Source organism: Exiguobacterium sp. S3 (assembly GCF_018617295.1).
In the GTDB taxonomy this organism is placed as follows: Bacteria; Bacillota; Bacilli; order Exiguobacteriales; family Exiguobacteriaceae; genus Exiguobacterium; species Exiguobacterium profundum.
On record NZ_JACSJW010000001.1, the window covers coordinates 399085 to 413108 of the forward strand.

Here is a 14024-nt window from a genome sequence, read left to right on the forward strand (position 1 = left end):
AGGGCATGTGAGGAGGAGTGATGAGATGCGAATCGGCATTGATTTGGATGGAACCGTTACAGATCCTAAAAGTTGTTTTATATATATGAATGAATCACTCGGCTATTCGATTGACTATCATCGTGCGACCGAGTACGAGTTGCACACGTATACGACGATGGAGCAACATGAATTTTGGAAGTTTATGATTGAAGAGGGGCATGAAGAAGCGATTTACCGTCGTTCACTTCCGCACTCTGATGTGTTGGATGTGTTATGGGAATTAAAGCAGCAACATCACCTGCATTACGTCACCGCCCGAAGTGAGGCGGTTCGACCGGTTACCGAAGAATGGATCAAACAGCATCGTTTGCCGCTTGATTCGTTGGTCATGACCGGTTCTCACGATAAAATCAATGTCGTCAAAGACTTGTCACTCGAACTGTTTATGGAAGACCGGTATGAGAATGCCATCTCGATTCATGAAGAAACGTCAATTCCAGTACTCCTATTCGACGCACCCTATAATCGTAAGACGTTACCTGAAGGCGTAACTCGCATTTCGACATGGCGTGAGGCGTATCACCATGTCGCGCAATTGGAGAAACAAATCGTTCTACAGCAACGTTAAAAGGCAAGCCCGACACAATCGGGCTTGCCTTTTAAATTCGTCCGAGCTCTTCGATTATATCGCTTGCGAGTACACTTGCGGGGTGTATACTCTGGCTAATCGACTTGGCAGCGAGCGCATGCCATAGCACCGCTTGCTCGTTCGGTGCCGAAGGCTTTTTTCTTCTAGCCCATAGCGCAAGTAGGATTCCGGTCAACACGTCCCCACTTCCACCTTTCGCTAACGCCGATGCTTCAACGGTATTGACGGCACCTGTTCCGTCAGGTGTAACGATGATCGTATACGTTCCTTTTAAAATCAAATGGACTCGGTGTTGCTTCGCGAACTCACAAGCGATGGAAAACCGATCTGCCTCGATCTCTTCAACCAATTTCCCGGTCAATCTTGAAAATTCACCTGGATGCGGTGTCAGCGTAAGCGGCCCCCGGGTTTCCAATCGTTTCGTCGATAGTGCCCCAGCGTCCAAGATGACAGGACAAGACTGCTGTTTTGCGTATTGCCAAATGAGATTCAACGCTTCCCCTTCGACCATACCGGGACCGATGGCAAGTGCATCGTACGGTTGTTCCACCACATCGGTGTGTTGCTGATACATCGCTTCAGGTAATGTTGAGATGAGCGGGCTCGCTTCGCGTGGAATGGATAGACGCAATAAGCCAATGCCAGAACGAGTTGCAGCACGACCACCCAAGAATGGTGCACCGAGAAAATGACGACTCCCTCCGATGAGCATCCCATGTCCATATGTCGTCTTATGGCTGAATTGATCGCGCTCCAAAAGAGATCGGTCAAAGTCAGCGTCGGTCAACACCTTCCAATCGGATGTATGCGGGAGTCCGATATCAACCCGTTCCACTTTGCCATAGAATGGAGCCGTCCGATTTAAGAATGTCGAACGCTTGAAACCGTGTAACGAATACGTATATGTCGCCCGAATTGCCATGTCATCAAAGTCTCGAGTGTGATCACTCGGTACGCCTGACGGTACGTCAATCGAGATGACCGGCGTCGATTGACGATTCACCCATTCAATCACTTCCCGCGCGTGACCAGTCACGGGACCGGACAATCCGACACCGAACAAGGCATCAATGATGACATCTGTTTCAATCGGCCGCTCCACAAGGTGAAGAAATGCGGAGGCGTAGGAAGCGTGTATCGCAGCCGCCTCAGACTTACTTTTCCCTAACGGTGACCATACGCTGACCTCATGCCCTCTCATAGCAAGCTCTCGAGCGACGACCCAACCGTCCCCACCGTTGTTGCCCGTCCCACAAATCACCAAAATGGTAGACTGCGAATCGATTCGAATGTGAGGCACAATCGCCGAGGCCGCTCGCTCCATCAACACCTCTTCGGGCATCCCATTTTGAATCGCTGTGCGATCAATCTGCTTGATTTCAGCAGCTGTATAGATCATCTAACCTCCCCCTTCGATACAAAAAAGGGATTGAATCAAATCAATCCCTTTTGCTTACATTCTTTACAATACCCGTATATCTCAAATTTATGATCGACCACTTCAAATTCAGGGTCGAGCGCCTCTACAAAGCGCATCGGACATAAATCGAGCAGTTTCGTCTTTCCACAGCTCCGACAAATCAAATGATGATGGTGATGTGCCGCACTGCAGGTGACTCGAAAGGATTTCTCACCATCGAGTTCCGTCGCTTCAAGTAATCCTTCCTCCGCAAACGACTTCAAATTTCGATACACCGTGTCAAAACTCATCGTCGGATGTTTGTCTCGCATGTACTCGAGTACTTCCTTCGCACTGATATATCGATCTTCTTCAGAGAGATAAGCATACATTTCAAGACGTTTCGGCGTCACTTTTAAAGAAGATGCACGAAGACGGTTCAATTGTTCAGTCTCATTCATGTTGTACCTCCTTTTTCTTGAAACTCATGACTTTCTCAAGTGCCATGACGGCTGCTAAAATACTGACCGCAATCAATACGATGACACCGCCTGGAGCGACATCGAGATCATACGCAAGGACGAGCCCACCGATTGTCGCGACCTCTCCGAAGATGATGGACCAGAGAATGGTCTGTTTGAAGCTCGATGTAAAGCGTAGCGCCGCTGCGACGGGTAACGTAATTAAGCTTGATACGAGAAGCGTTCCGACAATTCGCATGCTAACGGCAATCACAAGCGCTACGATGAACATGAATAACATATGAAGCATCGTACTCGGTAATCCCGACACTTTTGCCTGTTCTTCATCAAACGACAAGAACAACAACTGCTTATAGAAGATAAAGATCACAAGAAACGTCAAGACGGCCACACTGACGATCAATGTGATGTCCGATTGACTCACGGCAGAGATCGATCCAAACAAGAGCGTGGACAAGTCGACCGAGAATCCTCGCGATAGCGAGATGAAGATGGCACTGAGTCCCATTCCCGCGGACATCATGATCGGAATGGATAGCTCCTGGAAGTGCACATATTTCCCTCGAAGCCAGTTGAGCCCTAACGCCGCCAATACAGAGATGAGCGTTCCCATATATAAGGGGTTGAGATCAGCGAATAGAGCGATATATTGTCCGAGAAATAAACTGAATGAAATTCCGGCAAGCGTCATGTGTGACAATGCATCGGCAATCAAGCTCATCCGTCTCACCACGATGAATGAACCGATGAGCGGTGCGGTAAACCCGATCACAAGTGCTGCAATGAACGCATAACGTAAAAAACTATATGTCCAAAGATCCGTGATCATGTCGTTCCCTCGTGAACAAGTACTTTAACAGGATAAGGTTTGATGGACGATGCGAGTTCTCCGAGCTCGCTGTATTCTCTCAATCCACAATTACATGCCAATCGTCCGCGGTCGAGATGGACGACTTTCGTGACAAGATCGGTCACCACGTTTAAATCGTGGGTGACGAGGACGAACGTACAAGTCGTATGTTCACGAAGCATATGCAAGACTTCATAAAAATCTTGTAAGTGTTTTTGGTCCACACCGACGGTCGGCTCATCGAGAATCAATAGATCAGGCTGGTTGACCATCGCCCGAGCGATAAAGACACGCTGTTGTTGTCCTCCGGATAAATCTCCAATTTTCCGATGACGAAATTGCCACATGTTGACCGTTTGTAACGCATTTTGAATCGCTGCCTGGTCTTCCATTTTTAAACGTTTGAATAAACCGAGACGTCCATATCTACCCATCGCGACTACTTCTTCGACGGTAACCGGGAAGCCCGAGTTAAAGGAAGCCGCTTTTTGGGAAACGTAACTGATACGAGACTTATCTTTAAACTGCGAAATGGGCTTACCGAACAATTCGACCGACCCTTGCTGTGGGTTCAGTAATCCAAGAATGGTTCGAATCAAAGTCGACTTCCCAGAACCGTTTTCTCCGACGATTGCGACAAAGTCCCCTTGCCGAATATCAATCGATACGTTTTGTAAGGCCGGTGTCCCATCATAGAAATAAGACACCTCGTTTAATTTGACGACAGATGTAGTCATCTAATCCCTTCTCTCATATGTTAAATCGTAATCATTTCTACTTTCTAGGCGTTTGTATTATACAGAATATCACGCACACCTTCAAGCAAGACCGGTTTCACTTAGTCAAATGTGAAAATTCACGTAAATCGTATGTTCGTTCAAAACCTTGTCGATTACACTAGTATTATGAAGGGGATGGTTTTATGGAAAAGAAACTGGCAGTTATTGATATCGGATCCAACTCGATTCGAAACGTCATCTTCGAAGTGAACGAGGAAGGACAATACTTTGAACGGTTAAATGTGAAAGAAGTCGCGCGATTGTCCAGCCATATTAGTGATGCGAATGAGATGACTGAAGAAGGGATCGCTTCGCTCATCGATACGTTGCGTCACTTTAAAGAGTTGAACGACCATCATCACGTTACCGATGTGCTCCCAGTGGCGACGGCAGCCATTCGAAACGCAAATAACTCAGATGAGATTTTGCAGAATGTCAAACAATCTACAGGGATGACCATCCGCCTGTTGAGCGATTACGAAGAAGCCTTTTACGGATATTCGGCCATCGTCAACTCCACCTATGTGGAAGATGGATATTCCGTCGATATTGGTGGGGGATCAATGGAAGTCACATACTTTCAGAACCGAGAGCTCGTCTTTTATCACAGTTTTCCGTTCGGTGCCGTGACGTTAACGAAAGAATTTATGAAAGATGAGACGATGACGAAAGACGAGCGGAAAGCGTTGACCGCATACTTAAAGAAGGCATTCAAAGAAATTGAATGGCTCGAACCTCATGGTGTCCCACTTGTCGGTGTCGGTGGGACGGCTCGTAACTTAGTCCGGGTCGAACAGACCATATCGAACTTCCCGCTTGAAGGAATCCATCAGTATACGATTTCTGCTGAACAGTTAGAGGGCGTCATAGATGAACTCGTCGGAATGTCGAGCAAACAACTCGGACGTTTGGATGGGCTGTCAAAAGACCGGGTCGACATCATCGCGCCTGCCGTGACAGCAATCGGCGAACTCGCTAAATATTTGAAAGTACCTGAGTTCACGATGAGTAACAATGGACTCCGTGAAGGTCTCTTCTATGAAAACTATTTACATGAGCATGATAAAGTTCGTTTTGCCGATGTGAAAGAAGAAAGTTTTCGTCATTTTGAAAAACAATACGACGTGAACCCGACTCGTCATCAACATCTCATCCGATTGGCTAGACAGTTGTATACCGGATTAATTGAAGTGAAGGCGATTAAACCGAAACCATTTGAGCCTGGTCTTCTTGAAGGTGCCTGCCGCCTTGCCTATGTCGGTGAATATATCGATCACAACAATAAAAGTGACCACACGTTCCATCTGATTACCACAAACGATTTCAAAGGACTAAACAACGAGGATCGACTCGCTCTTGCCCTCGTCACATCCTTCAAATCAAAACGAGTATTGGAACAACATATCGAGGCTTTCCCGAAATGGTTTGATCAAAAGTTATTGAAGAGTTTGGAGTTGCTCGGGTCGATTGTGAAACTCGTCGATGCCCTCGACTTGACGGAGCGTCAGATCGTGACGGACATCCATGTTGCTAGTACAAAGGACGGTCTCACACTTACGCTAGATACGAATGGTTCTGCACGTTTTGAGTTGCAGCGAAGCACTCGCCATAAAAAGCATTTAGAACGCGCAATTGATCAATCGATTGAGATTGTCTTGAGCGAGGAGGAGTAACCATGTCCGAATATACGAATGAACATTTTAACAACCGTGAACTCAGCTGGCTCGACTTTAACGAGCGTGTCCTCGAGGAGGCGATGGATGAACGAAATCCATTGATGGAACGATTGAAATTTTTGGCGATTTTCAGTTCTAACCTTGATGAATTTTATATGGTACGAGTCGGTGGATTGAAAGATGAGGTCCTCGCCGGGTTCAATCGTCCGGAAGACAAGACGGGCCTCACTCCAAAACAGCAGATCAAGTCCATTTCGATGCGAGCGCAAGAACTCGTCGAGACACAATATGCGACATATAAAAAAATCACGAAACAGCTATCGAATCAGCACGTTCGCTTCTTACGGACGAAACATTTGAACAAGACCCAACAAGACTTCGTGAAAGAGTACTTTCGAACGCACGTATTCCCCGTCCTGACACCGATTGCAGTCGATGCCTATCGTCCGTTCCCAATGCTCTTATCCAAGTCACTGAACATTGCTGTCGAGATTGCCTCGAATGGCGAAGGAAAAAAACGACTCGCCCTCGTTCAAGTGCCATCCGTTCTTCCGCGGTATCTGGAACTACCTACTGATGATGAAGAACATACCGATTTGATTTTACTTGAGGATTTGATCATTCAATTCATCGACTCACTCTTCAAAGGATTTGTCGTCGAGTCCACGATGCCATTCCGAATTACGCGGAACGCGGACATGCCGTTTCACGAAGAGGGCAGTCGTGACGTCTTGAAACAAATCGAAAAAGAATTGAAGAAGAGAAGATATGGGGTTGCCATCCGACTCGAGGTACAGCAACGATCGTTACGAAAAGAACTGTTGTTCATGCTACAAGACGTCCTTGACTTACATGACCGGGATATCTTTATTGTCGACGGTCCGATCGACTTGACCTTCCTGTTTGGGATCTACAATCAGATCGGGATGGAATATGATGACATGATCAATGAAACGTTGATCCCATTTATCCCAGAAGGTCTTGAATCGGGCAAAGATTTATTCCAAAGTATCGCTAAACAGGATTATCTGCTCCATCACCCGTATCATTCATTCGATCCAATCGTCCGTTTTATCGTTCAAGCCGCCAAAGACCCGAACGTCTTGGCAATCAAGCAGACACTCTATCGCGTCTCCGGGGACTCTCCCATCATCAAAGCCTTGACTGATGCAGCCGAGAGCGGAAAACAAGTCACTGTCCTCGTCGAACTAAAAGCACGTTTTGATGAAGAAAAAAACATTCAATGGGCGAAGCAACTTGAGAAAGCCGGAGCTCACGTCATCTACGGCTATAAAGAACTGAAGACACACTCAAAAATCACCCTCGTCGTTCGCATTCTAGAAGGTGGTGTGTTGCAACGGTTCATTCATCTTGGTACCGGTAACTATAACGATTCGACCGCCAAGCTATACACAGACATTGGGCTCCTCACGACAAATGAAGAACTCGCTGAAGATGCAACGAACTTTTTCAACTGGTTATCCGGTTATGGGGAACGACCATCTTGGCATCAGTTCGAGACGTCGCCTGACGACATGAAAGACTTCTTCTTGAATAAAATCGATGATGAGATCAAACTGCATGAAAAGTACGGCAACGGTCGCATCATCGCTAAGATGAACTCGATCACGGACCGGGCCATCATCACAAAATTGTATGATGCTTCGTCCGCGGGAGTGAAAATCGATTTGATTGTCCGAGGCATTTGTTGCTTACGACCGGGAATTAAAGGGGTTTCTGAAAACATCAAGGTCATCTCGATCATCGACCGATATCTCGAACATTCCCGAATCTTTTATTTTTACCAAAATGGAAAAGAAGACTTGTACTGTTCCTCTGCGGACTGGATGACACGAAATATGAAAAAACGGATTGAGATACTCTTCCCTATCTTGAACGCATCACATAAAACATACATCAAAGATATGATGGCCCTTCAACTCGTCGATAATGTGAAAGCAAGAAGACAACGTTCTGACGGCCGCTATGTGTATGTGAAACGTGAGAGCAACCAGGAAGAGATTCAATCCCAAATTATCATCCATCAGTACACAGGTGGTCGCTGGAACAATATACCTAGCGTATTCGAACGAGAACCGTCAAATTGGGCGGAACGTGAAGTTCTCCGCCTTCGGGCAGAGAATGAGAAAATGACAGATGACTGATGTTAGACTTCTCAAATAGAGAAACTCGTTGTATAATAAATTCGATTCAGTTATTATGAAGCGCTTTCATTTAGAGATGGAGGAATTATTTATGCAGGAGATTTTACTATCATTACTAGCCGGCTTGATTTGTGGTGCCATCTTCACTGCACTCAAACTGCCACTCCCTGCCCCACCGGTATTACCAGGAGTTGTTGGGATTTTCGGGGTGTTCCTCGGAATGAAGGTTTATCAATTTGCTGTAGCGAACTGGCCATTCTAATAAAAGATGCCCTCGAAAAAAGGGCATCTTTTATTATTTAGTCTAGTGTATGAATGGCTTTATGACAGGTCGGACAAACCCAGATGCCACGTTCCTCTGTCAAGTGATACTCAATCAAGTGATACGCCTCTTTCCCAAATCGTTCAGCTAGGTCTACATGACAGCTCGCACAAGTCGTCACATGAGACTTTGGTGCTAAGAGTTTTTCTCGAAACAAGTGAGCCTCATATGACTCTTTCGTCCATTTAGACGATGGTACATAATAGCCGTCATTCCATTTTTTTCGAATCGATTCGTACGGTTCATCTACCTCATACATCCCCACTTGCAATAACGGATGATGAAAATGTAGTTGCAACAGATCGACTAAGGAATACAGTTGTACCCCTTCCTGTTTCTCTCCTAGCCAATAAGAATCGTCTGGTCGCCCAATCATCTCTTCAAGTAAAACCTCTGCTTCCGCCACGATGCCATGCCCCATCACTTCGATAAATGCTGTCGGTGTCGTCACGGACCCGTTTACATAAACCGGACTTTGTTCAAGAAAATAAGCCGGGAATGCGTTCCAGACATCATATCGCTTTGGATCGACTTGTAGGACGTTCATCGTTTATTGATGAGCGAGCGTGAATCGTTCACGCCATTCGGCATCAAATTGATTGGCACGGAACATTTCAATCTCTTGTTTATATGGAGCGACTTTCGTTTTTTCGCTAATCGGGATATATGGCGTCTCTAGGATTTTCGGTAGATGCGCAAATGCCTCGTGATGAATGACACGATTCAATGTATCAAACCCGATCTCTCCGTAGCCGATGTTTTCATGACGGTCTTTTTTCGCACCGCGCACGTTCTTCGAATCATTTACATGAATGACTCCGAGACGGTCGAGTCCGACGATTCGATCGAATTGTTCGATGACGCCGTCTAAATCACCAACTAAGTCATATCCGGCATCGTGGACGTGACACGTATCAAAGCAAACTGAGAGTCGATCATTGTGCGTCACGCCATCAATGATCGTCGCAAGCTCTTCAAACGTCTTACCAAGTTCGCTTCCTTTCCCTGCCATCGTCTCCAATGCAATCTTCACTTTTTCATCACCCGTCAACACTTCATTCAATCCTTCGATGATTCGAGCGAGACCGATTTCTTCTCCCGCTCCGACATGAGCGCCCGGGTGAAGAACGACGTGGCGAGCCACTTGGAGTGCTTCTGCCCGCTTTAATTCCTGAGTTAAGAAAGAGACGGCCAATTCAAACGTCTCAGGTTTCGTCGTATTCCCGAGATTGATGATATATGGAGCGTGAACAACAATCTCTTCGATGTCATGTGCGGCCATATGTTTGAGTGCTGCCTCAATATTTAAATCTTCAATGGGTTTACGGCGTGTGTTTTGGGGCGCACCTGTATACACCATCATCGTATTCGCCCCGTAAGAGACAGCCTCTTCACTCCCTGCTAACAACATCTTTTTACCTGATACCGAAACGTGTGAACCTATTTTTAACATCCTCATCTTCCCTTCATCATCTTCTATCTCTAGTGTACACAAAAAGAAGAACCGACTCCAAGAAGTCGATTCTCCCAAACATTATCGTTTATTTTTCTTACGTGCTGCACGGCGATCCGAGCGTTGCTGTTGCATATGCTCACGTGATGCCGTCTCTTTCAACTTATACTTGAATTTCTTCTTATAGCCAGGCTTGACTTTCTTCTTCGCCTTCTTGATTTCACCGGCCATCCGACTATGAGCCGTGTGTGAGACCTTCATCTTACGGTCTGTTTGGCGACGACGACGTGTCTTGATCGGTTGAATCGAACCGTTGCGCAAGTCCACATGAGTGAATTCGAACCCACGTTCTTCAAGTCTGTTGATCGGTCCATTCTCATGGTCCTCATATAGTGTGTACGCCTCACCTGACGCGCCCGCACGTCCCGTACGACCGACACGGTGTGTATAGAAATCAAGATCTTTCGGAATCCCATGGTTGATGACGTGAGAGACTCCTGAAATATCGATACCGCGAGCCGCTAAATCCGTAGCAATCACATACTGATATTTCGCATCATTGATGTCCTTGATAGCTTGTTTGCGGCGACGTGCCTGCATGTCACCATGCAACGTACCGACGTTTAGACCTGCTTCGCGGAACGACGTCTCCAACTCATCTGCCTCTTGTTTCGTATTGGTGAACACGAGACAAACGAATGGATTGATTGCTTTCGCAATTTCGACAGTCAATTCTTTACGGTCACGGTGACGTACTGGAATCACGTGGTGCTTGATTTTTGGTGCGACGCGATGTTCTGGACTCGCCTCTGCAAAGCGTGGGTCATGAAGGTACTTCTTCAAGAACGGTTCAAGGTTCTCAGGAATCGTCGCTGAGAAGACCATCGTTTGCAGTTTTTCAGGAAGCGCCTGTGCGATGCGGTCGACCTCGGGCAAGAATCCCATATCGAGCATTTGATCGGCTTCATCGACGACAAAGTGTGTCACTTTGTGCGGGAATAACGCCTGTGCTTTCATGAGATCAAGGATTCGTCCCGGTGTCCCGATGATTAACTGTGGCGGATTTTTCATCTTATCGATTTGACGTTCGCGGTCTGTCCCTCCGACAATCAAACTCGATTTGATGTAATCTGGGTTTTTAATAAGAATCGATTTCAATTCTTCATGAATCTGCCAAGCGAGTTCGCGTGTCGGTGCGACGACGATTGCTTGAACTGAAGCATCTTCTGGATTGATCGCTTCAACGATCGGTAACAAGAACGCAAGTGTTTTACCCGTTCCTGTCTGTGATTTTCCAATAATATCTCGACCATTCAAGGCAGCCGGAATAATCCGGGCTTGTATATCGGTCGGTTTCGTAATGCGCTTTTCTGTTAACGCATCAACCATAAACGGTAGCAATTTGAACTGTTGGAAGCTGTTCAATCGATACACCTCCTGTTTCTTTCCACTTTTCCTAGCATAGCGGAATCAAATGATTTGTCAATCAATCTTTTGCCACACCTTCATATAAATAACTCGATGAATAATAGTGTTTGGCAATTTTCTTTCCATTTAAATGTTGTTCGAGTGCTTTGAAGCCGACTTCCATCATCTCGTTCGGTGACTGCACGACAGTGGCATTGACCTTCCCATTTTGAATGAGCGGATAGATATCTGAAATCCCGTCGACCGACACGATCGTCTTGTCCGTCAAACCATGACTTTCTAAAGCCCGGACGACACCAAACGTATTATCATCATTATGTGAAAAGATTGCATCAAACGGAATCTCTTCTTCTAACCAACGTGACATCTCGATTTCAGCTTGGAATGTGTCATAGTTCCCGGTGATGGATGCAATGATTTGAAAATCGTCGCCATGTTGCTTTTCGTACTCTCGGATACCAAGACTTCGGTCCATCGTGGAGCGAACTTTCGGCGTCCCCCTCACTTCGACCACGCGAATCGGACGTTCGAGCTCACTATACTTGGCAGCAATTTGTTCGGCCGCCATCCGACCGATATCGACATTGTCGGAAACGACGGATGTGAGTACACTCGGATGATCAATCATGCGGTCAATCGCAATAATCGGGATGTTTTTGCGTTTTGCGCGTTCTAATGAAGGTTGAATGAACGTGTCATCGAGAGTCGTCAAAAAGATAGCCTCGACACCCCGGTCAATCAACGAATCTAATTTTTCTTTTTCAAGGACACGCGAATCTTCACTCGTGGTCGGAATCGGGATGAACCCTTTTTGGTTTGCTGTATGCACGAACGAGTCCAATAGCTTATTCGCATGCTCGTGTTTATCACTGACAAATACGAATCCGACTTCTTTTTCATTCGTCTTTTGCTCTGGGAGTTGAATCGAGGTGATAAGGAGAATCGTCATGGCCCACACGACCGGTAACCAAAGCCAATAATGTTTTAGTCCTTTCATGACGGTTGTCTCCTTGGGATTTTGATTAAAATCGCGGTCCCTTTGTTCATCACACTATCGATCTCCATCGCACCGTTAACGCTCTTCAAGTACTCTTGAATCATATAGATTCCTAGACCGTTTCCACTTTCCTTCGTCGTATTGAAGGCGGAACCGACTGTCTTGAGTTGTTCCTCACTCATGCCAATTCCGTTATCTTCAATCAAAAAGCGATATTCCTGCTCCGTAAAGAGTACCGTCACGACGACACTCCCGTCAGCGCCTTTTGATTCGACGGCATCGACCGCATTTTTGAAGAGGTTGTAGATAATTTGAACGAGCATATCAAAGGATGCATAAAATGGCGGCATGTCGTTCGGTACAAGTAATTCCCATTTTGTCGGTCGTTTGTAACATTCGGCATCCATTAAAAATTCAAGTCGTTTCGCAAAGTCTAACATGTTGATCCAATCTTCGTTTTTACCAGCCTGATCGGGTTTGGCGAGCGTCAGCATCGTTGAAATCAAATCATTCGCCCGCTCCAGTTCTTTGATGGCGACATCCACCATATCTGAACTACCTTGACCCTCGCGCACCATCTGCAACGTGATATGGACGGGAGTCAGAGGATTTCGAATTTCATGGGCAATCCCGGCGGCCAATTGACCGAGCGAGGCTAATTTTTCTTGATGCAAAATCAACTGTTGCTGACTCAACTGTTCACGTCGTGACGTTTCCATCCGTTGTGCATAATCGTTATACGTATCGAGTAGCGTCTCCACTTCTTTCGAACCCGTTCGTTCCAATGAAATCGTTCCGAGCGATTGTTGTTGTTTAATCTGGTTGACCAGCTCGACAAGCGGATTCGTCAACGTCCGTGAAAGCAACAATCCAACGAGAATGCTCAGGAAGAACGTGACGAGCGCAATCATCAAATACTGCCAACGCGTGTCGTAGACCGTTTCATAGACGGAGTCATTTTGATGTTTTGCGAGCATACTCCATCCACTGACTCGTGCATCCGGTTCAAACATCACCGTATCTTCATCCGTACTCAAAATTGTCCGTTCGCTTCGATCTAATGCTTCGTCGATGACTTCACGCGATATCCGACGCTCTGCATCTGTGACCAAGTTGAACGAAGTCGTCAACACTTCGCCTTGCTCATCTAACAAGTATAGAATCATGTCATCATTCGCAGATTCCAACGAACGACGATACAAGTCAGAGTTCAAGACACTAATGCTTCCCCCAAAAATACCGATTGGTCGGTTCTCTTCGATGACCGGAACGTATAGGAAAGTTCCCATATCCCCACTGATCATCACAGGGTCACTCATATATAGTTCTTTTCCACTTGCAGTCAATACTTCCGTAAACTTCGGATCGCGTTTCAAGACAGAAGAGGCGACTTGTCGCTCCGAGTACCATTTAAATGAGTCTTGATTGACATCATAATAAAAGATGGACGTAAAACTCGTGCGTTGATTCAAATATCCTGTTCGGATCCGTTCTTCAATCCATGGCTCATTTCCAACGTAAGCGCCTAAGTAAACTAAATCCTCATACAATTTCCCAAGTCGGGACTCCACATTCTCAATACTGTCATCGATGGCGTAATCAAATTGCTCTTTCGCCAATTCTTCTGCTCGAGACACCGTGACGCGGTCAGCAGAGAAGGCAAGTGATGAAATGACAAGTGCTAAAATAATGATGATGATGAACGTAATTTGGAAAAAGTACGATTTTCTTAGTTCACGCAATGGTTTCATGCGATTCACGGCGTCCCTCCTCTCTAACCTAAAAATTATAGCATGAATACACGCAAATCTTTTCGTATTTTCGAAACAATGTTAGACTAAT

The 14024-nt window shown here is 46.0% G+C and carries 13 protein-coding genes; 4 read left to right on the forward strand and 9 right to left on the reverse strand.

Features of this window, described 5'->3' with window-relative positions; genetic code table 11:
- The first annotated feature begins 25 nt into the window (after window positions 1-25).
- Window positions 26-610 (forward strand): hypothetical protein, encoded by a 585-nt coding sequence (locus KNO65_RS02175; protein WP_214690750.1) that lies wholly within the window; start codon window positions 26-28, stop codon window positions 608-610.
- A 31-nt stretch (window positions 611-641) separates the two neighbouring features.
- On the opposite strand, the gene KNO65_RS02180 is transcribed toward KNO65_RS02175, so the two are convergent.
- The 4 genes from KNO65_RS02180 to KNO65_RS02195 are packed head-to-tail and all read right to left on the reverse strand — an operon-like array spanning window position 642 to window position 4099.
- Window positions 642-2030 (reverse strand): NAD(P)H-hydrate dehydratase, encoded by a 1389-nt coding sequence (locus tag KNO65_RS02180; RefSeq protein WP_214781478.1) that lies wholly within the window; start codon window positions 2028-2030, stop codon window positions 642-644.
- A gap of 35 nt (window positions 2031-2065) precedes the next feature.
- Complete coding sequence (locus tag KNO65_RS02185) at window positions 2066-2491, reverse strand: Fur family transcriptional regulator (RefSeq protein WP_012726625.1); 426 nt, start codon at window positions 2489-2491, stop codon at window positions 2066-2068.
- On the reverse strand, window positions 2484-3341 hold the full coding sequence (locus tag KNO65_RS02190; RefSeq protein ID WP_214781480.1) for a metal ABC transporter permease: 858 nt from the start codon (window positions 3339-3341) through the stop codon (window positions 2484-2486). The genes KNO65_RS02185 and KNO65_RS02190 overlap by 8 nt, the downstream gene beginning before the upstream one ends.
- Window positions 3338-4099 carry a metal ABC transporter ATP-binding protein gene (locus tag KNO65_RS02195; protein WP_074036635.1) on the reverse strand — a complete coding sequence of 254 codons (762 nt, stop codon included), beginning with the start codon at window positions 4097-4099 and terminating at the stop codon, window positions 3338-3340. The genes KNO65_RS02190 and KNO65_RS02195 overlap by 4 nt, the downstream gene beginning before the upstream one ends.
- Window positions 4100-4284: 185 nt before the next feature.
- On the opposite strand from KNO65_RS02195, the gene KNO65_RS02200 reads away from it, so the two are divergent.
- From KNO65_RS02200 to KNO65_RS02210, 3 genes are all read left to right on the forward strand, one after another.
- On the forward strand, window positions 4285-5814 hold the full coding sequence (locus KNO65_RS02200) for a Ppx/GppA family phosphatase (RefSeq protein ID WP_214781482.1): 1530 nt from the start codon (window positions 4285-4287) through the stop codon (window positions 5812-5814).
- A gap of 2 nt (window positions 5815-5816) precedes the next feature.
- Window positions 5817-7982, forward strand: a complete 2166-nt coding sequence (locus tag KNO65_RS02205; protein ID WP_214781484.1) for an RNA degradosome polyphosphate kinase — start codon at window positions 5817-5819, stop codon at window positions 7980-7982.
- A 91-nt stretch (window positions 7983-8073) separates the two neighbouring features.
- Window positions 8074-8244 (forward strand): DUF1427 family protein, encoded by a 171-nt coding sequence (locus tag KNO65_RS02210; RefSeq protein WP_012726630.1) that lies wholly within the window; start codon window positions 8074-8076, stop codon window positions 8242-8244.
- 37 nt (window positions 8245-8281) lie between these two features.
- Here the strand turns inward: KNO65_RS02210 and KNO65_RS02215 are convergent, their stop codons facing one another.
- From KNO65_RS02215 to KNO65_RS02235, 5 genes are all read right to left on the reverse strand, one after another.
- A complete protein-coding gene (locus KNO65_RS02215) occupies window positions 8282-8851 on the reverse strand; it encodes a hypothetical protein (protein WP_214781485.1) in 570 nt (189 codons plus the stop codon).
- Window positions 8852-8854: 3 nt separating this feature from the next.
- Window positions 8855-9757: a deoxyribonuclease IV gene (locus tag KNO65_RS02220; protein ID WP_214781487.1), complete on the reverse strand. Its 903-nt coding sequence runs from the start codon at window positions 9755-9757 to the stop codon at window positions 8855-8857.
- Between the two features lie 81 nt (window positions 9758-9838).
- A complete protein-coding gene (locus KNO65_RS02225; protein ID WP_012726633.1) occupies window positions 9839-11182 on the reverse strand; it encodes a DEAD/DEAH box helicase in 1344 nt (447 codons plus the stop codon).
- Window positions 11183-11243: 61 nt separating this feature from the next.
- Complete coding sequence (locus tag KNO65_RS02230) at window positions 11244-12182, reverse strand: sugar ABC transporter substrate-binding protein (protein ID WP_159562493.1); 939 nt, start codon at window positions 12180-12182, stop codon at window positions 11244-11246.
- The gene (locus tag KNO65_RS02235; RefSeq protein WP_230237482.1) at window positions 12179-13933 is read right to left on the reverse strand and encodes a sensor histidine kinase; all 1755 of its coding nucleotides are present in this window, start codon (window positions 13931-13933) and stop codon (window positions 12179-12181) included. Before KNO65_RS02235 ends, KNO65_RS02230 begins: the two co-directional genes overlap by 4 nt.
- Between the last annotated feature and the right edge of the window lie 91 nt (window positions 13934-14024).

Excerpts from the sequence above, each read along its gene's own strand:
- KNO65_RS02215 (WP_214781485.1), bottom strand. The coding sequence starts at position 8,851 with ATGAACGTCCTACAAGTCGATCCAAAGCGATATGATGTCTGGAACGCA.
- KNO65_RS02180 (WP_214781478.1), bottom strand. The coding sequence starts at position 2,030 with ATGATCTATACAGCTGCTGAAATCAAGCAGATTGATCGCACAGCGATT.
- KNO65_RS02230 (WP_159562493.1), bottom strand. The coding sequence starts at position 12,182 with ATGAAAGGACTAAAACATTATTGGCTTTGGTTACCGGTCGTGTGGGCC.
- KNO65_RS02210 (WP_012726630.1), top strand. The coding sequence starts at position 8,074 with ATGCAGGAGATTTTACTATCATTACTAGCCGGCTTGATTTGTGGTGCC.
- KNO65_RS02190 (WP_214781480.1), bottom strand. The coding sequence starts at position 3,341 with ATGATCACGGATCTTTGGACATATAGTTTTTTACGTTATGCGTTCATT.
- KNO65_RS02175 (WP_214690750.1), top strand. The coding sequence starts at position 26 with ATGCGAATCGGCATTGATTTGGATGGAACCGTTACAGATCCTAAAAGT.
- KNO65_RS02185 (WP_012726625.1), bottom strand. The coding sequence starts at position 2,491 with ATGAATGAGACTGAACAATTGAACCGTCTTCGTGCATCTTCTTTAAAA.
- KNO65_RS02200 (WP_214781482.1), top strand. The coding sequence starts at position 4,285 with ATGGAAAAGAAACTGGCAGTTATTGATATCGGATCCAACTCGATTCGA.
- KNO65_RS02235 (WP_230237482.1), bottom strand. The coding sequence starts at position 13,933 with ATGAAACCATTGCGTGAACTAAGAAAATCGTACTTTTTCCAAATTACG.
- KNO65_RS02220 (WP_214781487.1), bottom strand. The coding sequence starts at position 9,757 with ATGTTAAAAATAGGTTCACACGTTTCGGTATCAGGTAAAAAGATGTTG.
- KNO65_RS02195 (WP_074036635.1), bottom strand. The coding sequence starts at position 4,099 with ATGACTACATCTGTCGTCAAATTAAACGAGGTGTCTTATTTCTATGAT.
- KNO65_RS02205 (WP_214781484.1), top strand. The coding sequence starts at position 5,817 with ATGTCCGAATATACGAATGAACATTTTAACAACCGTGAACTCAGCTGG.